General features: G+C 58.6%; 20 protein-coding genes. 10 read left to right on the top strand and 10 right to left on the bottom strand.

Annotation, left to right across the window (positions count from 1 at the left end; translation table 11 throughout):
• Positions 1-50 precede the first annotated feature (50 nt).
• Together pta and CDUR_RS11775 are read left to right on the top strand one after the other, a co-directional pair.
• Entirely contained in the window at positions 51-1430 is a 1380-nt protein-coding gene (gene pta / locus CDUR_RS11780; protein WP_179418351.1) for a phosphate acetyltransferase, read from the top strand.
• Positions 1431-2666, top strand: a complete 1236-nt coding sequence (locus CDUR_RS11775) for an acetate kinase (protein ID WP_179418350.1) — start codon at positions 1431-1433, stop codon at positions 2664-2666.
• Here CDUR_RS11775 and CDUR_RS11770 read toward each other — a convergent pair.
• The 3 genes from CDUR_RS11770 to CDUR_RS11760 are packed head-to-tail and all read right to left on the bottom strand — an operon-like array spanning position 2663 to position 7341.
• Positions 2663-4918 carry a serine/threonine protein kinase gene (locus CDUR_RS11770; protein WP_179418349.1) on the bottom strand — a complete coding sequence of 752 codons (2256 nt, stop codon included), beginning with the start codon at positions 4916-4918 and terminating at the stop codon, positions 2663-2665. The genes CDUR_RS11775 and CDUR_RS11770 overlap by 4 nt on opposite strands.
• A gap of 27 nt (positions 4919-4945) precedes the next feature.
• A complete protein-coding gene (locus CDUR_RS11765; RefSeq protein ID WP_179418348.1) occupies positions 4946-5947 on the bottom strand; it encodes a glutamate ABC transporter substrate-binding protein in 1002 nt (333 codons plus the stop codon).
• A complete protein-coding gene (locus tag CDUR_RS11760; protein WP_179418347.1) occupies positions 5944-7341 on the bottom strand; it encodes a GlnX family signal transduction membrane protein in 1398 nt (465 codons plus the stop codon). Before CDUR_RS11760 ends, CDUR_RS11765 begins: the two co-directional genes overlap by 4 nt.
• A 166-nt stretch (positions 7342-7507) precedes the next feature.
• On the opposite strand from CDUR_RS11760, the gene CDUR_RS11755 reads away from it, so the two are divergent.
• The 3 genes from CDUR_RS11755 to CDUR_RS11745 are packed head-to-tail and all read left to right on the top strand — an operon-like array spanning position 7508 to position 10331.
• Positions 7508-8425, top strand: coding sequence for an ATP-binding cassette domain-containing protein (locus tag CDUR_RS11755; protein ID WP_179418346.1), 918 nt, complete (start codon positions 7508-7510; stop codon positions 8423-8425).
• Positions 8425-9174 (top strand): multidrug ABC transporter permease, encoded by a 750-nt coding sequence (locus CDUR_RS11750; protein WP_179418345.1) that lies wholly within the window; start codon positions 8425-8427, stop codon positions 9172-9174. Before CDUR_RS11755 ends, CDUR_RS11750 begins: the two co-directional genes overlap by 1 nt.
• Positions 9171-10331, top strand: a complete 1161-nt coding sequence (locus CDUR_RS11745) for a multidrug effflux MFS transporter (protein ID WP_179418344.1) — start codon at positions 9171-9173, stop codon at positions 10329-10331. The genes CDUR_RS11750 and CDUR_RS11745 overlap by 4 nt, the downstream gene beginning before the upstream one ends.
• Before the next feature lie 235 nt (positions 10332-10566).
• On the opposite strand, the gene CDUR_RS11740 is transcribed toward CDUR_RS11745, so the two are convergent.
• The 3 genes from CDUR_RS11740 to CDUR_RS11730 all read right to left on the bottom strand — a co-directional run bounded on the left by CDUR_RS11740 (position 10567) and on the right by CDUR_RS11730 (position 13720).
• Positions 10567-11328: an SDR family NAD(P)-dependent oxidoreductase gene (locus CDUR_RS11740; protein ID WP_179418343.1), complete on the bottom strand. Its 762-nt coding sequence runs from the start codon at positions 11326-11328 to the stop codon at positions 10567-10569.
• A gap of 107 nt (positions 11329-11435) precedes the next feature.
• The gene (gene cls / locus CDUR_RS11735; protein ID WP_179418342.1) at positions 11436-12896 is read right to left on the bottom strand and encodes a cardiolipin synthase; all 1461 of its coding nucleotides are present in this window, start codon (positions 12894-12896) and stop codon (positions 11436-11438) included.
• On the bottom strand, positions 12893-13720 hold the full coding sequence (locus tag CDUR_RS11730) for an exodeoxyribonuclease III (RefSeq protein ID WP_179418341.1): 828 nt from the start codon (positions 13718-13720) through the stop codon (positions 12893-12895). The genes cls and CDUR_RS11730 overlap by 4 nt, the downstream gene beginning before the upstream one ends.
• Positions 13721-13789: 69 nt before the next feature.
• Between CDUR_RS11730 and CDUR_RS11725 the strand changes: the two genes are divergently transcribed.
• Positions 13790-14407, top strand: a complete 618-nt coding sequence (locus CDUR_RS11725) for an RDD family protein (RefSeq protein WP_290207747.1) — start codon at positions 13790-13792, stop codon at positions 14405-14407.
• On the opposite strand, the gene CDUR_RS11720 is transcribed toward CDUR_RS11725, so the two are convergent.
• Positions 14337-15308, bottom strand: a complete 972-nt coding sequence (locus CDUR_RS11720) for an N-acetylglutamate synthase, CG3035 family (RefSeq protein WP_179419135.1) — start codon at positions 15306-15308, stop codon at positions 14337-14339. The two genes, CDUR_RS11725 and CDUR_RS11720, sit on opposite strands and share 71 nt — an antisense overlap.
• Positions 15286-15936, bottom strand: a complete 651-nt coding sequence (locus tag CDUR_RS11715) for a peptide deformylase (RefSeq protein WP_179418339.1) — start codon at positions 15934-15936, stop codon at positions 15286-15288. The genes CDUR_RS11720 and CDUR_RS11715 overlap by 23 nt, the downstream gene beginning before the upstream one ends.
• A gap of 25 nt (positions 15937-15961) precedes the next feature.
• On the opposite strand from CDUR_RS11715, the gene CDUR_RS11710 reads away from it, so the two are divergent.
• From CDUR_RS11710 to CDUR_RS11695, 4 genes are all read left to right on the top strand, one after another.
• On the top strand, positions 15962-16222 hold the full coding sequence (locus CDUR_RS11710; protein WP_040358929.1) for a DUF3263 domain-containing protein: 261 nt from the start codon (positions 15962-15964) through the stop codon (positions 16220-16222).
• Positions 16209-16694 carry a LytR C-terminal domain-containing protein gene (locus CDUR_RS11705; protein WP_179418338.1) on the top strand — a complete coding sequence of 162 codons (486 nt, stop codon included), beginning with the start codon at positions 16209-16211 and terminating at the stop codon, positions 16692-16694. The genes CDUR_RS11710 and CDUR_RS11705 overlap by 14 nt, the downstream gene beginning before the upstream one ends.
• On the top strand, positions 16694-17815 hold the full coding sequence (locus tag CDUR_RS11700) for a glutamate--cysteine ligase (RefSeq protein ID WP_006062356.1): 1122 nt from the start codon (positions 16694-16696) through the stop codon (positions 17813-17815). Before CDUR_RS11705 ends, CDUR_RS11700 begins: the two co-directional genes overlap by 1 nt.
• A 76-nt stretch (positions 17816-17891) precedes the next feature.
• Positions 17892-19781 carry a DUF5979 domain-containing protein gene (locus tag CDUR_RS11695; RefSeq protein ID WP_179418337.1) on the top strand — a complete coding sequence of 630 codons (1890 nt, stop codon included), beginning with the start codon at positions 17892-17894 and terminating at the stop codon, positions 19779-19781.
• A gap of 238 nt (positions 19782-20019) precedes the next feature.
• Here CDUR_RS11695 and CDUR_RS11690 read toward each other — a convergent pair whose 3' ends face one another.
• Positions 20020-20559 (bottom strand): hypothetical protein, encoded by a 540-nt coding sequence (locus CDUR_RS11690; RefSeq protein ID WP_040358931.1) that lies wholly within the window; start codon positions 20557-20559, stop codon positions 20020-20022.
• 300 nt (positions 20560-20859) lie between these two features.
• Positions 20860-22236 (bottom strand): dipeptidase, encoded by a 1377-nt coding sequence (locus tag CDUR_RS11685; RefSeq protein WP_179418336.1) that lies wholly within the window; start codon positions 22234-22236, stop codon positions 20860-20862.
• Positions 22237-22308 lie beyond the last annotated feature (72 nt).

The raw sequence follows: 22308 nt of genomic DNA, 5'->3' as shown, positions 1-22308 counted from the left end.
CTTATGCGGTGAATCACAGCCTATAAAAAAGCGGTATAGAAAGGACTTCCGTGACTGGCAATGCTCGTTCCGTCCTAGTGACCACCATTGGTCGCAACTTTGATGATATTGATATTTCTGCCCTTGCAACCTCATTGGGCTGTGTGCCCCGCGACCTTGTCACTGATTCTTTAGTGTTGGAGGATGTTGTTGCCGCTGATCCGCTAGCTGGCGATTCGCCGGTGTTGCTGCGCGGCATTGGCAATATCGATTTTGACGCCAGGGCTGCATCGGCGCTGGGCATTCCTCTTTTGTTGCTTATCGACGCCCCGGGTCCCCATGTTGATGTGACGTTGCAGGAGGTATCAGCGTTGGGTGCAGTGGTGGCTGCTGCGGTGACTGCTGCGGAAGCCGCGGACGTCGATAAGGTGAAGGCCGCGTTGCAGGTGGACGTTGAACCTGTGATGAGCGCGGTGGTGTTTGAAACGTGGCTGCTGAAGAAGGCAAAGGGCTACAACTCGCATATTGTCCTGCCTGAAGGTGACGATGACCGTATTCTGCAGGCGGCTGATGAGCTGTTGAAGCGGGACATTTGTCGCTTGACCATTTTGGGCGACCCAGAGGCGATTCGGGCACGGGCGGCGGAGCTCGGGTTGGATTTGTCTAAGGCCACGCTGTCGAATCCGCTGACGGATCCGCGTGCTGAGGAATTCGCTGAAAAGTTCACGGAGCTGCGCAAATCCAAGGGAATGACCTTGGAAGAGGCTCGCGAAACCATGAAGGACATTTCGTACTACGCGACGATGATGATCCACATGGGACTGGCTGATGGCATGGTGTCCGGCGCGGCGCACACCACCGCGCACACGATTAAGCCGTCGTTCCAGATCATCAAGACTGTGCCCGGCGCGTCCGTGGTGTCATCCATTTTCTTGATGGTGCTGCGTGGTCGGTTGTGGGCGTTTGGCGACTGTGCGGTGAATCCGAACCCCACAGCGGAGCAGCTGGGTGAGATTGCGGTGGTCTCGGCAAAGACTGCCTCGCAGTTCGGTATCGATCCTCGGGTGGCTATCCTCTCGTATTCGACGGGAACGTCCGGTTTTGGTCCTGATGTGGATCGTGCGGCGGCTGCCCTGGAGATGGCAAAGAAGCTGGACCCGGAGCTGCATGTGGATGGTCCTTTGCAGTTCGATGCGGCCGTGGACCCCGTGGTGGCGGCGAAGAAAATGCCCGAATCCACGGTGGCGGGGCAGGCAAACGTGTTTATTTTCCCTGATTTGGATGCCGGCAACATTGGTTACAAGACGGCGCAACGCACGGGCCACGCCCTGGCTGTCGGACCAATTTTGCAGGGCTTGAATAAGCCGGTGAACGATTTGTCGCGTGGCGCGACGGTGGCGGATATTGTCAATACCGTGGCTATCACCGCTATTCAGGCAGGAGACAAATAAATGAACACCGTTGAACCTCAGGTGCAGGCACCTGAGAATCTTGCGTTGGTGCTGAACTCCGGGTCGTCGTCGATTAAATTCCAACTGGTTGACCCGAAAAAACACGCAACCGATGAGCCATTTGCGTCTGGTTTGGTAGAGCAAATCGGCGAGAAACAGGGCACAGTGACCCTGAAGTTCGGTGGCGAAAAATACACCACCTCAGCACCGATCCCGGATCATTCTGCTGGCCTGGATATGGCGTTTGCGCTGATGGGCGAGCATGGCTGCGGTCTGGAGGACGTGCACATCTCTGCCGTGGGGCACCGCGTGGTGCATGGTGGTGTTTTGTTCTCCCAGCCGGTGATCATCACCGATGAGGTGCTGGGCATGGTGCGGGACCTGATTCCGCTGGCACCACTGCATAATCCAGCGAATATTGACGGCATTGAGGTGGCTCGCAATCTGCTTTCCGACGTCCCCCACGTCGCGGTGTTTGACACCGGCTTTTTCAGCACTGTCCCTCCCGCAGCAGCGGTGTATGCGATCAACGCTGAGGTAGCGGCGGAGCATGGCGTGCGCAGGTACGGGTTCCACGGCACCAGCCATGAATACGTGTCCCAGCACATCCCGGAACTGCTGGGCAAACCCGCCGATGAGGTGAACCAGATCACGCTACATCTGGGTAATGGTGCGTCGGCATCGGCGATTCGCGGTGGCATGGCCGTGGATACGTCGATGGGTATGACCCCGTTGGCTGGTTTGGTCATGGGTACCCGCTCAGGGGACGTGGATCCGGGCATTATTTTCCACCTGCATCGTTCCGCTGGAATGAGCATTGATGAGATTGATCAACTGCTTAACCGTTCTTCCGGTGTGAAGGGCATTTCCGGTGTGAATGACTTCCGCGAACTGGACCAGCTCATTGAGCAGGGCGACCAGGACGCGTGGTTGGCCTACAACATTTACATCCACCAGCTGCGTCGATACATCGGAAGCTATATGGTGGCATTGGGCCGGGTGGATGCGATTACCTTCACCGCTGGTGTAGGCGAGAACGCGCCGAATGTGCGTGCCGACGCCTTGGCTAACCTGGAGGAACTGGGCATCAAGATCGACCCAGAGCGCAACAGCCTCCCCAACAACGGTGCCCGCGAAATTTCCACTGATGACTCCAAGATCAAGGTGTTTGTGGTGCCCACCAATGAGGAGCTTGCCATCGCCCGCTACGCCATGAAGCTGGCCGCCGAAGCTTAAAACCGTGTGGTCGGCCGCACCGCGTTGGCGATGTCCACCAGCGTGTAGCGGTGTCGGGCAAAGGGGGCCGACCTGGCTTGCTGGCGTAGTGCCGCAGCCAGTCCGGTGCGCAAGCCACGCTCCGTAAACGGCCACTCGAACAAGTCATTGGAGCTGGCCGCGGAGTCCAAGTTGTGGCTGCCGAGCCAGTTCAGTGCGGCGCTCATCACGGCGATTTTGATCTGTAGGAACCGTGGTTCGTTGGTGGGTATTTCTTCTAGGCGCCGCGCCGCCCGGCGCAGCCGGGCCTCTGTGAGGTCCTCTGGGGTGCCGGACACAAGCTGCAAAATCGTGGTCAGCTTTGCCATGCGGTGATGGCGCGACGGTTGGGGAACCTTATCCAGCGCGGCCACCGCCAACTCCACTTGACCCTCCGCCATGAGTTGCCTGGCCAGGCCAAACGCCGAGGACACGGTTGCTGGGTTGGTGGCCCACACCAGCCCGTATAGCACCATGGCCTGATAGCGCAGGGATTCAGGGTCGGTGCTAATCACCAGCTCGGCGGGGGTAGTGTCGATGTTGGCTGCGGCGCGGGTGGTCGCGGCGTCGAGAAGCGGTGCCTGTTCCAGGGCCGCCTGCTGCAGCAGCATTTCCGCAACAGCCGCCAAGGCCAGCTTCGGGGCGGCCTCCCCGGGAAGAATGTTGAGGACGTTGTTGAAGTGCTCCTGGGCGGCCTCGAAATCGTCGAGAAGCAGGTCCGTGACGCCCGAAAACCACTGGTAGCGCCAATCCTGGGTGAGCTTCGGGGCCAGCGACACCAGCCACGTGCGTGCCTCCGCCGTGAACCCTAAGTCCAGTAGCGCGCGCACCACCCCAAGGGGGATTTCCGTGCTGGAGGCGTATTCCTCCGCCTGCATCGCCTGCCGCATCGTCTCCAGGGCCTCACTCGGTTCGGCGTACGACGACCCCGACAGCAGCGCCGCGCCCACATCGTTGCGGTCAATCAGTGGCACTGGCAGCGCCGCCACAATTTCTGGGGAGGTGATTTTGACGCGGCGGTCAATGCCGTCAATGAGCTGGTCCGTGCGGAACACCAGATGCTTGGTGCCATAGGTGGTACGCTGCGGCGAAAACAATGAGTGCTGCGCCGGAAATTGTTTGCCGTCGCGGATGGCCAGGATTTCCCGCAGCACTCCGTACAGCTGGGTTTGCAGTTCGCTAATATCCCGGAAACGTTGCTTCGGGTCTTCATGGGTGGCGCGCAGCAGAAGGCGATACAGCGACAAATACTGCCGGAACAGGGGTTCCTCACTGGGGGAGGGCAGCCCGGGTGCGAACACGCCGTCGACAATCGGGAGGCGGCAGCACATAGCGGCCAAGGTACGGCCCACCGTGTAAATGTCCGATGCCACAGAGGGGCCTTCGGTGGCTACCTCAGGGGCCTGGAAACCTTTAGTGCCGTAAATGTAGCCAAAAGCGCCGATGCCGCTGACCGCACCCAAATCCAGAAGCTTCACCTGGTCCTCGGTGACCACAATATTGTCCGGTTTGAGGTCGTTGTACACCACCCCGCGGGAATGCAGGTACTCCAAGGCTGGCAGGATTTCCAGGATGTAGCCAATGGCAATGTCCACATCAAACACGTGACCTGGTTGTTCCTTGCGGCGGTCCTTCAGGGAAGGGCCACCCACATACTCCATGACAATGAAGCCACCGGGGACGCGAGGATCGTCAATGAAGTTGAAGATCTTAATAATCCCGGGGTGGGTAATGTCTGCCAGGAACTCCCGCTCGGCGTCCGCCACCACGTGGTCGCGGGCCTGCACGTCGTCCATCAAACCCTTGAGCACCACCCAGCGGCCGGACACGTTTCGGTCGTTGGCCAAGTAAATCCAGCCCATGCCGCCGTGTGCGATCACCCCGGCGATTTCATACTGGTCGGCCACCATGTCGCCGGGTTTCAGCTGCGGAGGATCATCCTCTTTCGACGGGTCGATCAAGGAACCCAGGGCGTTAATCGGCCGGATAAACGGCAACGTCACCATGCCGTCCGCGACGGTGCGGCCCTGGCGGTGTGCGCCGCGACGCTCCCGGAACGTGGTCAGCGCTTGTTCACGTGAACGGTTGCCGACGTCGCTGGTGTCCCTGATGGTTCCCAGATCATCCAGCAAGGCGAGAATGCCGGTGCTGTCTTCGTAATCGTCATCCTCAAACGGGTTGAAGGGGGCAGCCTCAGTGTGCGGCTCGGTGTGCAGCTCGTTCTCGGTGGTCACGGTGTGTCCTCGTGCTATTGTCCGGTCTTATTGTCCGTTTTCGTTCCGATAATCCAACGCTGGTGGCCCAGGGGTGTCCTGGTAGCGGGACAACCACTGGTTGTACAGCTTCCACCAAGTGCCGTCGTTGATGACGCGCTCAATGGTGGAATTGACCTGGCGTACCAGCCCATCCGTGTTGTGCTTCACCCCCGGCGTGGCCATAGCAATGCCGTAGGATTCCGTGGCAATCGCATCGCCCACAATAGAGGTGTATGGATCCTGAGCGGCAATGCCCGAGAGCACAGCGTCGTCGGACATGATCACATCTGCCTGATTCTGCTGCAACGCCACCAAACAGTCCGCTGAGCTTCGCACTTTCATAATCGGTGATTCGGGGGCGAGTTTACGAGTGTGCTGGAGAGTCGTGGAGCCGTCCAGCACACAGACGGTTTTTCCGGGAAGATCGTCCACGCTCTTAATGCCCGAGCCAGTAAACGCCAAAAGGCGGGTCCGTGCTGAAAAATACGGGGTGGAAAAGGTCATCTGGTCTTGCCGCTTGCGGGTGATAGCCATGGACCGGATCACTATGTCCACCTGGTGTGATTCCAGGGCGTAGACGGCATCACCACTGTTGACAAACCGGAAGTCCACCTTGTTCGGGTCGCCGAATATGTCCTGGGCTATCTCCCTGGCCATATCCACCTCAAAGCCCGTCATCTTCCCGGTTGCGGGGTCACGGAAGCTGAGCAGGTTCTGGGACTGGTCCACCCCCACCACAATGTGACCGCGCTCAATGATGTGCGGCACCCGTTCCTCGGGGGTGCGGTCATCTGGGCGTAGTGACCCCCGGAGTCCGCTGGTCAGAACGTTTGTGGCGGGTTCGCTGCCAGGATCCTCCATGCGCGCACCGTCGGGAAGCGGCAGTTTGCTGGACAGCGCCCAGGGTTGTTGGGCCTCATCCAGGGTGGCGGCACACCCGGACAGGAGTATGGGGCTGAGCAGCCCGCAGATGCTCAGTGCGCCTGTCACAACGTGTATGCGTTTCACAGGTACTCCTGGAGTCGTGGTCGAATACCTAGCGCCACAGCGATCACAGCGAGCCATGAGAGGGTAAGAACAGCGGTGGAGACAAGGCGGGTGGCCACCAGCGCATCCACGATGTAGGTACGGAGGCCGCTGCGGGCGTCGGAGATCAGTGAGGCCATGCTGGAATCAAATTCGGAAAACGCGTCATCGCTAGGGCCTAGAGCCACTTCCATGGCCTCGTCGTAGTTGCCTACACGCTGCAGTTCCGCCAATTGTGAGTGATGGTCCTTCCACTTTTCAACGGCACCACGTGCGACCTCCGTGCTCTGCTGGTTAGCCTCCGAGGACGCGATAGACAAGGTGGAATAGCTGTCCAATTCCGATTCAATCCGGTGCATTGACCCGTTGAATGAGTTATTCCAACTTTCCAAATCCTGCCGACGAATCAATGCCAGGGTTTCCTCGGTGCGCGCCTGCTGGGCGACAATGCGCGAATTTGCTAAAGAACCAAGCGGCGCGGACGCCTCCTCAAACCCTTTCCTACCCGCATGCCAGGTTGCCCAGTTGGCCATAGACACCCACAGTAGCGCGATCAGCATAAACGCGGTTGCGTACACAAAACCCTTATTAAAGCGGCGGTTGGTGCGCAGTGTCAGCCAATATTGGCCTGCCCCAAGCAGCACCAACGCCACCACCAGGCCGGATAGGGGAATCCATTGTGGTTTGGTGAAGCGATCCTGTTGATCCGTCACCGCCTGTGTTGTTAAAGAAAACAACTCCCCTGCAGCTGGCAGAATTTGTTCGCGCATCAAAGCTGATGCTTCCGCCAAATAGGCGGCTCCCACGGGGTTTCCGGAACGGTTATTTGTTCGTGCAACTTCTACAAGTCCCGTATAAACGGGTAACTGTTGTTGAATTTGCGCAATTAGTGCTAACTCGCGGGTATTTACATCCGATACTCCGGCCGCTGTTTCAGTGGCCGCGAGAGTGGCTTTTTGAATGGCATCGTTGTACCGTGCGCGGCTACGGGATGATTCCTCTTCTGCCTGTGCGAAGCCGGTGGTAGCCATGGTGTCTGCCACGGACAGGGAGGTGTATAGGTTGTGTGCCGAATAGGACATCGGCTCGGTGTTGTTCAGTAGTTCCTGTAGGGCCACCTGGCGGTCGTTTGATGAGCTCGACATGGACCACCCTGCAGCAAGAATGGCCACAGCAATGATCGCGGACATGGCGGTCATGAGGCCGGGGGAGGTGCTGAGGAAGCTCACCGTTTTCTGCACCGCCTGGATAGGCTGCCCAAACGATTCTTGGATGAGTGCGATCACGGGGTGCCGGGTGCGCTGTTCCGAGGTGCCCACACTGTCAAGCCAGTGGTCCTGCGTCTCAAGCGTCTCTGGTGGTCCGGCGACGGTCATTGTCTCAGGATAACCCTAAAGCTGTCCGAAACACGGAGATTTCCCGATTTCCCGTAATTATCAGTGAGCATTTATGCCTATGTTGTACCGGTGCATCAAATGCACATAAAATTTGCTATTTGCTTTCATGTAGCCATTATGTAGATGTTGTGCAACACTGGTCTGCATGATCAAAGTCAATGGACTGTCGAAACACTACGGCTCCGTCCGTGCCGTGGACGACCTGACTTTCAGCGTTTCACCAGGTGTTGTCACCGGGTTCCTGGGCCCCAACGGTGCTGGTAAATCCACCACCATGCGCATGATAGTCGGGTTGGACCGCCCGACAGCGGGCACCGCTCTTATTGATGGGAAGCGGTATTCGGAGCTGAAACACCCTATCCGCGAAGTCGGTACGCTCCTTGACGCCAAAGCTGTGCACCCCAACCGTAGCGCCGCTAACCACCTGAAGTGGGTGGCGCAATCCAACGGCGTTCCCACCTCCCGGGTGGATGAAGTGCTGGACCTTGTGGGACTCACGCAAGTGGCGGGTAAAAAAGCCGGGGGATTCTCGTTGGGCATGGGGCAGCGCCTGGGTCTTGCTACTGCACTGTTGGGGGACCCAAAAACCCTGATTCTTGACGAACCCGTCAACGGCCTGGACCCGGAAGGCATTCGGTGGGTGCGCACACTGCTGCAAAACCTCGCCGCAGAGGGGCGCACTGTGCTGGTGAGTTCCCATCTGCTTTCTGAAATGTCGCAGACCGCAGAGCAGCTGATTGTCATTGGTCGCGGGAAGCTGGTGTCCCACTCCTCCACCTATGACTTCATCAAACATTCTTCCACCTCCAGTGTGGTGGTGCGTACCACGCACTATGAGGAATTTGCCAATGCGCTTCAGGCTGAAGGCATTGCGTTCCAGCGCTCCCAGGACGAGGAAAAACGTCCCACCCTGGTCATTGAGGGCAGAACCACCGACGACATCGGTGCCCTCGCCTACTCGGTGGGCGTGCTTCTCTCTGAATTGACCGAGCACAAAGCCTCCCTAGAGGACGCGTTCATGGAAATGACCAGTGATGCCGTGCAATACCAAGGAGGTAAATAATGCGCACCGCGTTGTCTGAGTGGACAAAACTACGCACCACCGCCTCCCTCTGGTGGACCACTGTGCTGTTCATTGTGTTTGGCGTGGGCTTCATTGGTGTGTTCGCCGTGTTGGCCAAGAAAAACCAAGAAGCTGATGTGCCAGCTGTTATGGCAGCATCAGATGCTGCGAGTGGTATTCAGCAAATCGGATTGATCATCCTGATCATCCAGGCAATCATGGTGGTGACCAGCGAATACCGCTTCAACTTCATCGCCACCACCTTCCAAACCACCCCGAATCGTACCTACGTTGCCTTTATCAAATGGTTGGTCTATGCGGTATTCGCAGCGATACTAACCTTCCTGTGCTTGGTTGCGAGCCTTTCAATAGCCAAAGGCATCCTGCCTGACTCGCCCTTTAAACTCACTGATAACGACGTCGTCCGACTCATGTGGGCACTCCCGCTTGAGGCTGTGTTGGTGGTCACTTTCGCCATGGCCGTGGCATGGCTGGTGCGTCAAACCGCCGGCGCGGTTTCCATCGTGCTGATCTGGTACCTGGTTCTTGAAAGTCTACTCGTAATCGTGCCCAAGGTTGGCCCGAAAATCCACGGTTACATGCCGTTTGTGAACCTCAACGCCTTCTACACCAAAACCGATGTTCCAGACATCGCGTGGGGATACAACGGCAGCCTGTTTTACTTCATTGCCTGGGCGGTAGGACTCTTCGTGATTGGTGTGGTGCTGCTTAACCGGCGGGACGCATGAGGCTCAATGGAGGCACGTTAGCGGCATTCGCGCTGCTGGCGGCAGGTGGCCCCTTTGCCATCGACATGTACCTCCCGGCGTTTCCTGCTATCGCCGCCGACCTCAACACCACACCGTCCCTGGTGCAGCTGACACTCTCAACGTTTATGGTCGGCATGGCGTTGGGACAACTTTTCGTTGGTGCGCTTTCCGACACCCGCGGCAGGCACCGCCTCCTCGTCATTGGTGCGGTGGTGTCCGTCGCGGCGTCGGCAAGCTGTGCCCTGACTACGCACATCAACCTGCTGATTGCCGCGCGGTTCATCCTTGGACTTGGCAGTGGTGCGTGTGTGGTGCTTGCGCGCGCCTGCGTCTCGGATTTGGCGCACGGCCGGAGCGCCGCCCGTGCGTTTTCGATCATGATGACCATCCAGGGGCTTGCGCCTGTCATTGCGCCCATCCTGGGTGGGTTGCTTGCGGAGCCCATCGGCTGGCGTGGCCTATTCTGGGTGCTCACCGGGCTCGCTGCGCTGCAGCTCGCGGTCGCCGTGCTGGTTGTCCGCGAAACCTTGCCCGCAGAATCGCGGACATCAGGTGGGCTGAAGGCATTCTTCGGCAACCTTGTTGCCGTACTTCGCAACCGCCGCTTCGTGGGCTATCTCCTGGCCTTTTCCTTTGGATTCGGCGGGCTGTTCGCCTACATCTCTGCCTCGCCTTTTATCATTCAAGGGCAACTCGGGCTCCCTCCCGTGGTGTACTCCGTGGTGTTCGCCCTTAACTCGCTGGGTATCGTCATTGGATCCATGATTAACGCGAGGATAGTGGGGCGCATGGAACCTCACGTGTTGCTACGCAATGCAACCTACGTACTTGCGGTGTCCGGGGTGGCACTATTGCTTGTGGCTCAGTCGGAATGGTTGGTGCTGCCGCTGTTGTTCATTGTGGCAAGCAGCCTCGGTTTCATCCTGGGTAACGCCACCGCGCTCGGCAATGGTGTGGTGCGGGAACGCTCCGGCACGGGGTCCGCCGTCATGGGATTTGCGCAGTTCCTGGTGGGCGGCATGGTGAGCCCGCTCGTGGGCTTGGGTGGCAACCCGATCATTGCCACCGGCATCTGCATTACGGTGTGTGGTGCCATTGCTGTGGGCGGGATGATGATGGCCAGAAATAGGGTTTGATGAGCCTAGTCAGGCTGAGAATTCGCCGCACACAGCGCAGCAGCAACTAGAACAACGAAAATGCATGCAACAGTGCCTCGGTGTTCTGGTTTTCATTTCTCTCACGCATATGCGGCGAGGTGAACGCCGAAGGAACGCACAACCAACAGGACTCGCGCTTGACCACAACAAACATAAAGCTCAGCGGCAGGCATTGTAATGGCCGTTCGTATCCCATGCCTGCAAGTGGAATCGGTTATTTAATTCTAAATACCCGTTCAGTCGCCGCAAGGATAATGCGTTTAGGTACTATGCGCACGGCAAATCGGGCTACGATGGCGTTCCCTAATCCGTCTACAAAGCTGGGTTTGTTGGTCTTGAGGGCTCGCATCGTATTATCAAGCAGCTGACGTGTAGAGCGCAGTTTCCCAACGACAACCCCTTCGCCAGAATCAAAGAAGGGAGTGTCTGTCGAACCAGGACAAACAGCAAGTACACGGATGCCATCTTTCCGGGTTTCGGCCCACAGTGCCTCAGTAAAAGAAAGAACGAACGCTTTGGTTGCCGCGTACACTGCCATATGAGGCATCGGCTGGAAAGCGGCAGCTGAAGCTATGTTGATGATCGTACCGCTCCGACGCTCACGCATCGCCGGCAAGTACCGCGCCGTCAGGCCCACAACAGCAAGACAATTAAGCCGTACTTCTTGTTCAAGTCTGTCTGGATCATCGTCGGCAACATCACGCTGAGTGCCAAATCCGGCGTTATTGACAAGCACATCAACCTCTAGGCCAGCATGGTTCGTTTCTTCCCATAAGCGCTCAGCTGCATCCGGCGCGGCAAGATCGCAGGGAAATACTGTTACTGTAACGCCATATTCTGTGCGTAGCTTTTTGGCAAGGGTTTCGAGTTTGCTTTCGGTTCGTGCTACTAAAATGAGGTCGTGTTTCTGCGCGGCATAACGGTATGCAAATTCCTCGCCAATACCCGATGATGCGCCCGTAATTAACGTGGCCATGACAGTCCTCCCTGTGAAAGTAATACCTTTAAATTTTCAGTATAGCAGTTTTCATATCAGGGTGCAGATATAGCATTGAGGCAGACAATTATGCTGTTGGCATAGCCTTACTGCAACGCCGACGTTAACCGCATCGCATTGTCCACGTAGCGCCGGATGAAACCGCGTTTGTTCCATTCTTCGAGGGTGAGTTCGGTGGAAACGGACATGTACTCTTCGGCCAGATTGTAGAGTGAATCAATCAGGTCGCCGCTGGCTACGAGCAGGGAGATTTCGTAGTTGAGGCCGAAGCTGCGCATGTCCATGTTGGAGGAGCCAACAACAGCGGCGGAAACTCCCAACGGGTCGGCAATCATGAACTTGCTATGTAGAACGTCGGGGGCGGGGTAGAGGAAGATGCGCAATCCGGCTTCGAGGAGTCCCTGGTAGTAGCTGGATTGGGCGTGGCCGACCATGAACTGGTCGGATTCTTCGCTGACCAGCAGATCGACACGCACACCACGGTAGCAAGCGGTGGTGACGGCTTCGAGCAGGGACTCGTCAGGAATGAAGTAGGGACTGCACAGGATGAGCCGATCTTTGGCGTGGTGCACCACGGAATTGAACAGGCGCAGGTTGGGTTCTGTGCTGTATCCGGGTCCAGATGGGATGAGCTGGAGGACGTTTTCTGGTGCGGGGGAGTTGGGCAGACTATCGGCGTCGCCTATAAGGATTTCTTCGCTCTCCATGTACCAGTCCATGGCGAATACCATTTCCAGGGACGTGACTATCGGTCCGGTGAGCTCCACCATCACGTCAACCCAATGCCTGCCTTTTTTGATGTTGGTGGACATGAGGTAAGAGGAGTCAATGAGGTTTTGTGACCCCATGAAGCCGACGCGGCCGTCGATAACCAGGAGTTTGCGGTGATTGCGCAGGTCGGGGCGTCGGAACCTCCACCGCCAGGGTTGCAGCGGCAGCATGATGTGCCAGTCGACGCCGATGCTGGTGAGGCGTTTGCCTAACCCCCGGTAGCCGGGGTATTTCCAGGAGCCAACTTGGTCGAAAAGCAGGCGCACTTTCACGCCGCGTTGCACGGCGCGTTCCATGGCGCGAAATACCTCATCGGTGGCGTTGTCCCAGGCCACAATATAGATTTCCATGTGTACATAGGACGTTGCCGAGTCGATGGCCTCGGCCATGCGAAGCAGCGATTCGGTGTAGTCGGCGAGTACCCCACGACTTTCACCGCTGACAGCGGGCATGGAGGTAAGGGTGCGGTTCAAGCGGATGATGGATAGCAGCTCGTCTGTGACGCGCGCGCCGGGCGGGATGTCGGGGAAGTCGGCGTGCACGTCTTTGATCATGGCGTTGGCTTCGCGCTGCACGCGGTGCCTGCGGGCGTTGATGTGCTTACTGCCCATGAGCAGGAACAATGGTAGTCCGACCACAGGAACCACCAGGATGGCCAGCAACCAGGCGCTGGAGGAGCTGGGGCGGCGGCCTTCCGGGACGATGCCAATTGCCAGAAGCTTGATGGAGTATTCGAGGATGAGGCCAGTGGTTTGCCACCATTCGATATGAATCATGGCGTGTCTTCCCCGCTGGCCTTGCTAGCCCCACGGGCATCCCCGCCGACCTCATAATCCACCACGACGGGTGCGTGATCCGAGGCGCCTTTGGTGGAGCGTTCCTCGACGTCAATGAACCCGCCAACCGGTGTCAGTAAAGGGGTGGCGAGCTGGAAGTCGATGCGCATGCCTTCGTTTTTGCCAAAGCGTCCGCTCTTGTAGTCCCAGTAGGTGTAGCCGCCCTCGGTAAATTGCCGTGTGGTTTCGCTAAGCCCAAGGTCAAGCAGGTCGTCGAAGGCTGCGCGTTCGGGCTCAGTCACGTGGGTTTTGCCTTCAAAAAATGCCATGTCCCACACGTCTTCATCACGGGGCGCGATGTTGTAGTCGCCGAGGAACACGGCGGGTACGTCTAGGCGAGTGGAGGCGTAATTACCCAGGGCGTAGAGCCAGCGGAGCTTGTAGTCGTAGTGTCGGTCGGCTATTTCCCGACCGTTGGGTACGTACAGGCTCCAGATGTCCACGCCGCCGCAGAAGGCACCGATGGCGCGGGCCTCCACGTCTTGGGGTGCGGAGGGGTCTTTGGCAAAGCCAGGTTGCCCGGGGAAGCTAGTGCGCACGTCGTCAATGCCCACCCGAGAGATAATGGCCACACCGTTCCACTGGTTCAGCCCGTAGTGGGCCACCTCGTAGCCGAGTGCTTCAAAGGCCAGGTAGGGGAACTGGGCATCGGTGCATTTGGTTTCCTGCACGGCCAGCACGTCAACGTCGTGACGTTGGAGGAAATCCGTCATGCGGTCCACCCGAGTGCGTGCGGAGTTGACGTTCCAGTTCACAATGCGCATGTCATCCACACTAGCGGCTCAGGGAACTCCTCGGGGGAACTCATCACTGCTGCCAAACGTTTCTGTAGTGTGAACACGTCCATGCCGCACCAGCCGCGTCCTTCCCGCTTGAAGCAGCTTTCGGTGTCACTTTTCGACGCCCCGCGCCGCTACGGCACCATGGAACGCTACCGCGCCTTCACTCCTGGGCTTAACCCGGGTGCGCCGGACGTGAGCAATGCGCCAGTGGGTAGCCGCATCGCCGCACTGACTATCGACGCCGCGCTGTACAGTGCCCTGCTGATCAGCGCCCTCATCGCCATCACCGTTGCGACTGGCAACGCCTGGTGGTGGTTCCTGCTCTTCGGCGGCGTGGTACCCGCCTATCTCCTGCAATCCGCCTTGGACGCGGGCGGCGGGAGTATCGGCAAGCGCATGATGGGTCTGCGGGTGGTTGGCCCCGCTGATGTTCCCGTGAGTTTCGGACAGGCTGCGCGCAGGAATTCCTGGCTGTTATTGCCGCTCATTCCTTTCGCGGGTCCGTTTATCACCGTGGGGGTCGCCGGTTGGTTTGCGGCCTCGGCCCGCACCGACGCGTTTGGCATGGGGCCACACGACCGCACGGCCCGCACTCGCGTTATCCAGCGCGGTACTCGGCGTAGCGGTGGCGGTGGTGCTCCGCAAATCCCAGCTTCTTATACAGACTAATCCCCGCCACATTGGTGTCGACCACCTGCAGGTAGGTGTGGTCCGCGCCTTGCTGTTTGCCCCAATGCAGCATGTGGATGCCCAGCTGGGTGCCCAGGCCGCGGCGTCGATACGCGGCATCAACCTCCACGGCGGAATAACCGAGCCAGGTGCGCCCATCGTCGGAGGTGGTGATGGTGCCTCGAGTGATGGCGACGGTGCGGCCATCACTGTCAATGAGTTGGCCGAAGCCCATGGTTCCGTCAATGCGGGTGCGCAGCAGATTGAGGGCGTGTTCGGGGAGCGCGGTGCCGCGGAAATGGTAAAGGTTCAGCCAATCCTTGGTGGGTTGGACGTCGAGACGGAACCGCACCTCAGGTGCCTCGGGGAGGTCGTTGAGGGTGCGTGTCATCACGCTGATCTCCGGGCCGTAGTGCCATGCTGGGCCTTGGCATAGGGTGCGTGCCGGGTTGCCGATGCGGTCGGGGATGAGGATGCGGATGGGGAGGTTGTGATGCTGGTAGAACTCGAAAATCGCCTGGGTGGGCACTTCACTGAGGCCGGCCGAATGCCCAAGCGGTGCGGCGGAGTTGGAGCGTTCGGTGATGCCGTCGCCTGCACGGAGCAGCCATTGCCCCTCCCAGCGGTGATCAATACCGGGAAATGCTTTGGCGGTGGCGGTTTCCACAGCGCGAATGTCGGAGTTGCGGACTCGCTGCGGAGGAATGATCTTGAGGATCTGGATGAGTTCGACGGGGATGATGACCTCAGGGGTGCCGTCCTGGGGGCGTACCGTCAGCGGTTCGGTGGCCAGCACATGGCCAATAATGTCCGATACTTTTCCCGGTTGGTCGGGCACGAATCGGCGAACCACCACGCGGTCGCCGATGCTGGGGGTGCTAATTTTCCGCATGGGGATCATCAGGAACGTCGTCGTGGCCAAAGGGGTCGGGGTCAACCCCAGGCATCCAGGTGCGGCCTGGTTCGGTCCAGCTGTTGGCTTTGATGGTTTTCTTTGCCATGCGCTTCCACCGCCCGGTGAGCACGTCGGTGTACAGGAACCCGTCGAGGTGCCCAACCTCATGTTGCAGGCAGCGGGCGAAGAAGCCGTAGCCCTCAATGGTGACGGGGTTGCCATGTTCGTCGGTGCCGGTGACCCGCGCCCAGTCAGCACGCCCGGTGGGGAAGGATTCACCTGGGACGGAGAGGCAGCCTTCGTCATCGTCGTCATCGGGCATGCCGGTGGGGATGGTGGAGGTTTCCAGGACCGGGTTGATCACGCAGCCGCGACGCATGGGGCCACCTTGTGCATCAATGTCTTCCTGGGATTTCTCGGTTCCCTCTGGCCCATCAACGTCGGGGCAGTCGTAGACGAAAAGACGTTTCCCCACACCGATTTGGTTCGCGGCGAGGCCAACACCGTGGGCCGCATCCATTGTTTCGTACATGTCGGTGATTAGCTGGGCAAGCTCGGAGGGGCTTTCCGACACCGGTGACGTGGGATTATGTAACACAGGATCACCATGGATCACAATTGGCCGAACAGTCATAGTCGAACAGTCTAGTCTTATCCTCATGGCTGAGCTTTCCGACTTTGATTCACGCATCCTCCTGTTTGAGGAAAACGCGCCACGCTCGCTGGGACGCAAGGAGGAAGCCATCCGCGCGGAACTCGGGTTAAGCCCAACACGCTACTATCAGCGCCTCAACACGCTTATCGACGTCCCGGAGGCTAACGCCGCACATCCACTACTGATGGCACGACTTCGGCGGCGGCGTGACATGCGCGCTGAGGCACGAGATGCCGCTAATATCTATAACCGTGCCGAACAATGAAACCTCAGGTCTACCGCTTCGCGGCCTCGCTATGATTCTCGCGGCCGTGGCCATACTTCTTGCTGGCTGGGGCGTATATTCTGCCACGAGAGATGATCCCAGTGAACCTGAACAAACGACGGACACGCCGGTTGCCGCCGTCACCAGCAATACGACACAACCATCCTCCACAACGGCTTCGGCCGCTGTGATTGTGCCCGTCCACGCATTGAATAATTCGACTGTGAAAGGACTTGCCCAGCAGGTAGCTGCGCAAGTCAAAGCCAAAGGGTGGACGATTGGCGAGGTGGGGAATTATCCCTACGAGGTGCTGCCCGCTTCCGTGGTGTTTTTCACCCAGGGCAATGCCGTTGAGGAGCGTGCTGCGCAGGCGCTCGCCGAGCAGTTGGGCATCACCGCAGCTCCACGCCCTGAGCGGCTAAACAGCACACCGCCCGGCATCATCCTTGTGATCACCGAAGACCTTAAATAATGGATTTGCTACCTTTTAACCGTTCTGATAAGCCAACGCTGGGACTCGAATGGGAGCTGGCGTTGGTGGACCCCGTGACACGAGACCTTGTTCCCCGAGCTCCTGAGATAGTTCAGCGTGTGGCGGAAACCCACCCAGATATTCATATCGAACGGGAGTTTCTGGCCAACACGGTGGAGCTTGTCACCTCCGTGTGCGAGACAGTTCCAGAGGCGGTGGAGGAGCTGCGACGCGGACTACATGCGGTGCGGTCCGCTGCGGCGGAGCTGGGATTGCGGGTGTGGACGGCAGGGTCCCACCCGTTTTCTGACTGGCAGACCCAGCCCGTGTCGGAGAAGGGCACCTACACCGAGATTATTGAGCGCACGCAGTTCTGGGGCCGCCAGATGCTGATCTGGGGAATTCACGCCCATGTGGGGATTCGGCATGAAGACCGCGTGTGGCCGTTGATCCATGCACTGATGACCTGCCACCCGCACATGTTGGCCTTGTCGTCCTCCTCGCCGGGATGGAATGGCCTTGACACCGGCTACGCGTCGAATCGCACCATGCTCTACCAGCAGCTGCCCACAGCCGGGTTGCCTCCGCAGATTCACAGCTGGGAAGAATGGTCTTCTTATATGAAGGACCAATCCCGGTCTGGTGTGATCAACCATACGGGTTCGATGCATCTGGACATCCGCCCGGCGGGTAAATGGGGGACAGTAGAGTTACGCGTCTGTGATTCTGTTAGCAGCACCATAGAACTTGCAGCGCTTTCCGCTTTTATGCACTGCCTCGTGGTGTATTTTGATGAAAAAATAGACCGTGGTGAACCCCTCCCATCGCTGCAGCCGTGGCATGTGGAGGAAAATAAATGGCGTGCCGCACGCTACGGGATGGATGCGATTATCATCAAAAACCGTGACACAGATGAGATTTTGGTGAGAGAAGACCTTGAATGGTGGGTGCGTGAGCTGGGGGAAACGGCCCAAAAATTAGGGTGCTACCCACAATTGTGTGACGTGTCACAGATGATCTATCGGACCCCAAATTATGCCCGTCAGCGGGAACTTTATCGGGTAGCAAACAACTGGAATCCTGCGGTGGATGCTATCTGTGACGAAATTGAGCGCGATTAGATTTCAATTTTACTACCTAACAAGATAATATGTAGAAGGTAATATCCAATGAAGTAAGAAACGGTAGTAGACATCCATGGCGCTTCGTATCTTTTCTGCGCTTATGCTGGTGCTGGCGAGCATCTTCTATGTGCCCACCGCCAGCGCACAGACCACCAACAATGATGGTTATCGCGTTGACAACGTAACCTTGAAGCCTTACCCCCAGTCCGTTGATGCTGACGGGAACCTATACGAATGGTCCGGGCTGGAAGTTGAATTTGACTGGTCTGCACCCAAGGGTGGTGTGCAGGCGGGGGATGAGTTCACCATCAAATTCCCCAAGGATGACAATGGTGCACCGCTGTTGGGCTTGAAGCAGAGTCGCGAGTTCGACCTCGTAGATACCAATGGTCAATCCGGCGGCACCTGCGTTGCTAATGAAGCCAAAGGTGAAGTGACATGCCACCCCGATGACCGCTTTGTTGACAAAGATGACGTGCATGGCACTATCCGTGTGGCTGCCGCCACCCGCGGGGTAAACGCCAACCTCACCTCCTACGCTTTTACCATTGGTAAGGGGTCCGTGGAAGCTTATGTTCCTGGTAACAAGGGCATTGTTGGCCGTGGTCAGAACTTCCCAGAGAACTCCTTTAAGAGTGGCTGGATGGAAAACGACGGCCGCACTCTCACCTGGGTCCTCTACGTGCCGGGTAAGTCTCTGCCCAGCAACCCCAGCATGCCGTTGCACATCACCGACGCTATTCCTGCTGATAGCAGCCCACACACCTTCAAGTGTGCACCCGACCAGGGCTACATTGTTCCGCAGGGTCCAGGGAATTTCCGCGTTCAGGCACTGGGTTTCCGTAACTCCTCTGACGTGCTCAAAGACCTGGATAACAACGCAAAGTCTCATCTCGGCGTGACTGCGCAGACCTTTGAGAACAACAACAAGACCATGCACCTGACCGTCAATCCCCCAGAGGGCGGCTGGAAGTCTGATGAGGGCTACCGCATTAAGTACCACACCTGCGTGGACAGCCCAGTTGCTGAGGGCGTGTTCAAGAATGGTGCAAAGGCCGAGAACATTGACTTTGGCACCCACGTTGTGGACTACAAGGACGATGCCTCCGGCACCATCGGTGGTGTGTCCCGCAAGGGCTACCAGATCACCAAGAAGATCGCTGCTGACTCCGCTCCGATTGATGCCAACCAGGAATTTGAGGTGACCGTCAAGGTTGACGCTGACGACGACCGCTTCGACTCCACCGACACCATCAAACTCAAGGCCGACAAGACCTATGTGAGCAAGAAGGAACTCCCCGCTGGTGCCCGCGTCACCGTCTCTGAAGAGAACCTGCCCAAGGTTAGTGGCCTGACCTTCAAGGATCCGCAGTACTCCGCTGATGATGTTGATAATCCTGTTGTGAACGGCAACAGCGTGACCGTCAAGATCAGCAACGATAAGAACGCCGACATCAAGGTCACCAACTCCGCAACTGGTAAGCCGAAGACCACGGGTGGTGGACTCCTCATCACTGGTGGCGGCAGCAGTGGCGGAAGCAGTGAGGGGTCCTCCGCTGGGTCCTCTGGCCTGCCGCTGTGGGTTGGCTTGCTGGCTGTGCCGTTGCTCGCCGCTGGCGTAGTAGGAAGCTCTGCCGTGGGGAGTTCCGCCGTGGGTAGCTCCAACAACGGCCCGGCCGCAGCGCCTGCCGCAGCCCCCGGCCCGAATAGGCCCGCAGGCCAGCAGCAGGCAGCCCCAGCCGGTAATGGTGGTGCCCCAGCGGCAGCACCGGCCAAGGGTATCCCCGCAGGCCAAGGTGGTGGCCAGCAGGCTACCCCGACCTCTGCAGCCCCAGCCGCTGCTCAGGCTGAAAAGACTCTGGCCAACACCGGTGTGCGTGTCATTGAAATTGTTGGCGCCGCCCTGGCAGTGCTGGTTCTCGGTGTGGTTCTCCTGGTGGTTCGTTCCCGTCGAGCACGCTAACCGGAAGGATTAATCCGCAGTAGTTTCAGTATGATCCCGGGAGAGAAAAACCCGGGTGTACAGGCCCTCCTTGAAAGCAGGCACGTTGGGTGCCCTGCCCCACAAGGAGGGCCATTATTAATGCGAAAACGCGTGACGGGTGCTGGGGGTGCTGGCTCCCATGAGCATGCACGCTCCGTCATTACGAGGTTTGTAAGCCCGTGCCAGTTGTATATGGAGCTCAATCCTGTGTCGAAGATTAGCCGTGAAGGCGCTCAGCAGCGGCACTGAGAGCTGAAGCAGCAGCAAGTTCGGTGGTGGCACCGAATCCCATGGCCCATGCTTGCTTGTCGTGGTCGCAGGTGCGGATGAAGATGACGGTGGCTTCGAAAATCTCGTACTGGTGGAATTCCAGGATTTCGACGCGACGCCCGGCATCAGCTAACAGATTGGTGCAGGCCGAAATCGGACCCATGGCAATAATGTCTTTGTTTTCGCTGCGGCGGCATCCGGCATCGGTGCTGGTCAGTGTGGCGGTGTAATGGAATCTACCGGCGCGCAGTCGTTGGGATTCAATGTTGTGAATCCGCAGGGAACTGGCTGGAGAATAGGTGGCGGTAAAGGTGCGCCACTGCATTCCACGAGCTTCTTCACGCAACCCTGGTGGCAGTTGGTGGCCGAAGCGACTGCGGAAAGGATCGTCACTGAGTGTGCGGCAGGTGCTGCGGATCGGTGAGATGGGGTGAGGGGAGGTGCGGGTCCGGTGTGTACGCGTCTGGGTGATGGTGGAGGTCTGCATGGTAGCGGTCCTTAGTAAATAAAGTGTGTGTGATGGGGCGGACCGACCATGGTTGTTGGTGAAGATTAACGACTACTGCCCCGTGCGAAGGGGTCAGTCCCGGTTATCCTTCGCAGAGGTACGTAGCCTGAAGCACTCGAAGCGCGGCTACGTCGGCCACAGGCGCCGCTACGGTGGCGGCGAGGGCCGTGTCGCGAAGGTTAACTGTGTATATCACGAAGCACATGCTAGTCAGATGTTGGGTGCGGGGGCAAATTCGGGGGCTAGCTTGGGTGCCCCCGCTGCCGGTGCGGGTCCCAACTATATGTAGTTGAGCAGGAATAATGCCTCTGCAATGGCTATAGAGATGATTTCGTCCGGTGAGACGGATTCGTCGGGGGAGTGAATAGTTGAGAGGGGTTCTTCTACGCCAAAAAGCATGAGTTCGGCACTCGGGAAGCTCTCGGCGAGCAGTGTAGTTAGGGGAATGGATCCGCCTGTGCCGCTGAACACGGTGGGTACATCGAAATAGGCGGCGCTCAGGGCGTCGGCAAGCGCGGCGAAGGCGGGGCCGTCGGTGTTGGCGCGGAAGGGGTCGTTCATTTCCTCAATGTCGACGGTGAGGTGGGCACCCCACGGGACGTGAGCCTTAAGGTGGGCGGTCAGGGCGTCGGCAAGATCGCTGGCTTTCATTCCTGGTGGGACACGTAGGTTGAGCTTGGCTGCGGCGCGGGCAGGTACGGCGTTGACGGCCTGGTCCACGGGGGTGGAGGTGAAGCCGATGATAGAGATGGCGGGGCGTGCCCATGCCAGATCGGCGGGGGTGTCGTCGGGGCCGCCCATGAGGTCAACGCCGTCAAGTACCCCGGCGTCGGTACGGAAGATCTCGGGCGGGTAGGGCTCGCCCTCCCAGGTGGCGGAAAAGTCCACGTTGTCGATGGTGGTACGGCCGTGTTCGTCGCGCAGCGTATCCAGTAGGCGGACAAGCGCGGCGACGGCATCGGGTGCGGGGCCACCGAAACCACCTGAATGCACGGGTGCGCGCAAGGTGTCCACGGTCACGGTGGCCTGTACGGTTCCGCGGAGGGTGATGGTCAGGGTGGGGGTGCCTGCGGCGACATTTCCGGTGTCGGCAATGAAAATGATATCGGCCTGGAATAGGTCCGGTTGGGTGCGGATGAGTCGTTCCAGGCCTTCACCGCCCTGCTCCTCCGAGCCTTCAATGACTGCCTTTAGGTTCAGTTGGGTCCCGCCCAGCTCCTGAACGGTGCGCAGCGTGGCCAGGTGCATCACTAGGTTGCCTTTGCAGTCGGCGGTGCCGCGACCATACCAGCGGCTGTTGCGCTCGCTCAGGGCGAACGGGTTGGTGGTCCACAGGCTGGGGTCCCCGGCGGGAACGACATCATAGTGCGAATAGAGCAGCACTGTTGGCGCGTCGGGCGATCCCGCGCGATTGCCGATCAGCGTTACCGAACCGTCGTCGGTCACATGTTCATCGACGGCGAAATCCGCAGCCTGGAGCGCATTTTTCACCCACTCCTTGGCGGCCTGTGTGTCGGCCTTCGTGGATGGGTCGCCGTGTACGGAATTAAAGGACACAAGCTCGGTGAGGTCCTGCTTGATGCGGTCCCTTTGCTTTTCGACGCTCGCGCGCACCGTGTCCGCAGGTATCTTTGCTGTAGTTATATGGTCGCTCATGCGTCTCAATTTTAGAGCACGTGCCTTGCACTCGACGGGGGAGACTGCTAGAACGGATTTAGCACTTGATAC

Origin of the sequence: Corynebacterium durum (assembly GCF_030408675.1) — a bacterium.
Taxonomy (GTDB): Bacteria; Actinomycetota; Actinomycetes; order Mycobacteriales; family Mycobacteriaceae; genus Corynebacterium; species Corynebacterium durum.
The sequence above is the reverse complement of the archived record's forward strand: the minus strand, read 5'-3'. Positions and strand labels throughout refer to the sequence as shown.

What these genes read in the sequence shown, in the direction of transcription:
- CDUR_RS11775 (WP_179418350.1), top strand. Translation starts at nt 1,431, where the DNA reads ATGAACACCGTTGAACCTCAGGTGCAGGCACCTGAGAATCTTGCGTTG.
- CDUR_RS11750 (WP_179418345.1), top strand. Translation starts at nt 8,425, where the DNA reads ATGCGCACCGCGTTGTCTGAGTGGACAAAACTACGCACCACCGCCTCC.
- CDUR_RS11710 (WP_040358929.1), top strand. Translation starts at nt 15,962, where the DNA reads ATGGCTGAGCTTTCCGACTTTGATTCACGCATCCTCCTGTTTGAGGAA.
- CDUR_RS11690 (WP_040358931.1), bottom strand. Translation starts at nt 20,559, where the DNA reads ATGCAGACCTCCACCATCACCCAGACGCGTACACACCGGACCCGCACC.
- CDUR_RS11720 (WP_179419135.1), bottom strand. Translation starts at nt 15,308, where the DNA reads ATGATCCCCATGCGGAAAATTAGCACCCCCAGCATCGGCGACCGCGTG.
- CDUR_RS11740 (WP_179418343.1), bottom strand. Translation starts at nt 11,328, where the DNA reads ATGGCCACGTTAATTACGGGCGCATCATCGGGTATTGGCGAGGAATTT.
- CDUR_RS11700 (WP_006062356.1), top strand. Translation starts at nt 16,694, where the DNA reads ATGGATTTGCTACCTTTTAACCGTTCTGATAAGCCAACGCTGGGACTC.
- CDUR_RS11730 (WP_179418341.1), bottom strand. Translation starts at nt 13,720, where the DNA reads ATGCGCATTGTGAACTGGAACGTCAACTCCGCACGCACTCGGGTGGAC.
- CDUR_RS11685 (WP_179418336.1), bottom strand. Translation starts at nt 22,236, where the DNA reads ATGAGCGACCATATAACTACAGCAAAGATACCTGCGGACACGGTGCGC.
- cls (WP_179418342.1), bottom strand. Translation starts at nt 12,896, where the DNA reads ATGATTCATATCGAATGGTGGCAAACCACTGGCCTCATCCTCGAATAC.
- CDUR_RS11760 (WP_179418347.1), bottom strand. Translation starts at nt 7,341, where the DNA reads ATGACCGTCGCCGGACCACCAGAGACGCTTGAGACGCAGGACCACTGG.
- CDUR_RS11715 (WP_179418339.1), bottom strand. Translation starts at nt 15,936, where the DNA reads ATGACTGTTCGGCCAATTGTGATCCATGGTGATCCTGTGTTACATAAT.
- CDUR_RS11755 (WP_179418346.1), top strand. Translation starts at nt 7,508, where the DNA reads ATGATCAAAGTCAATGGACTGTCGAAACACTACGGCTCCGTCCGTGCC.
- CDUR_RS11695 (WP_179418337.1), top strand. Translation starts at nt 17,892, where the DNA reads ATGGCGCTTCGTATCTTTTCTGCGCTTATGCTGGTGCTGGCGAGCATC.
- CDUR_RS11745 (WP_179418344.1), top strand. Translation starts at nt 9,171, where the DNA reads ATGAGGCTCAATGGAGGCACGTTAGCGGCATTCGCGCTGCTGGCGGCA.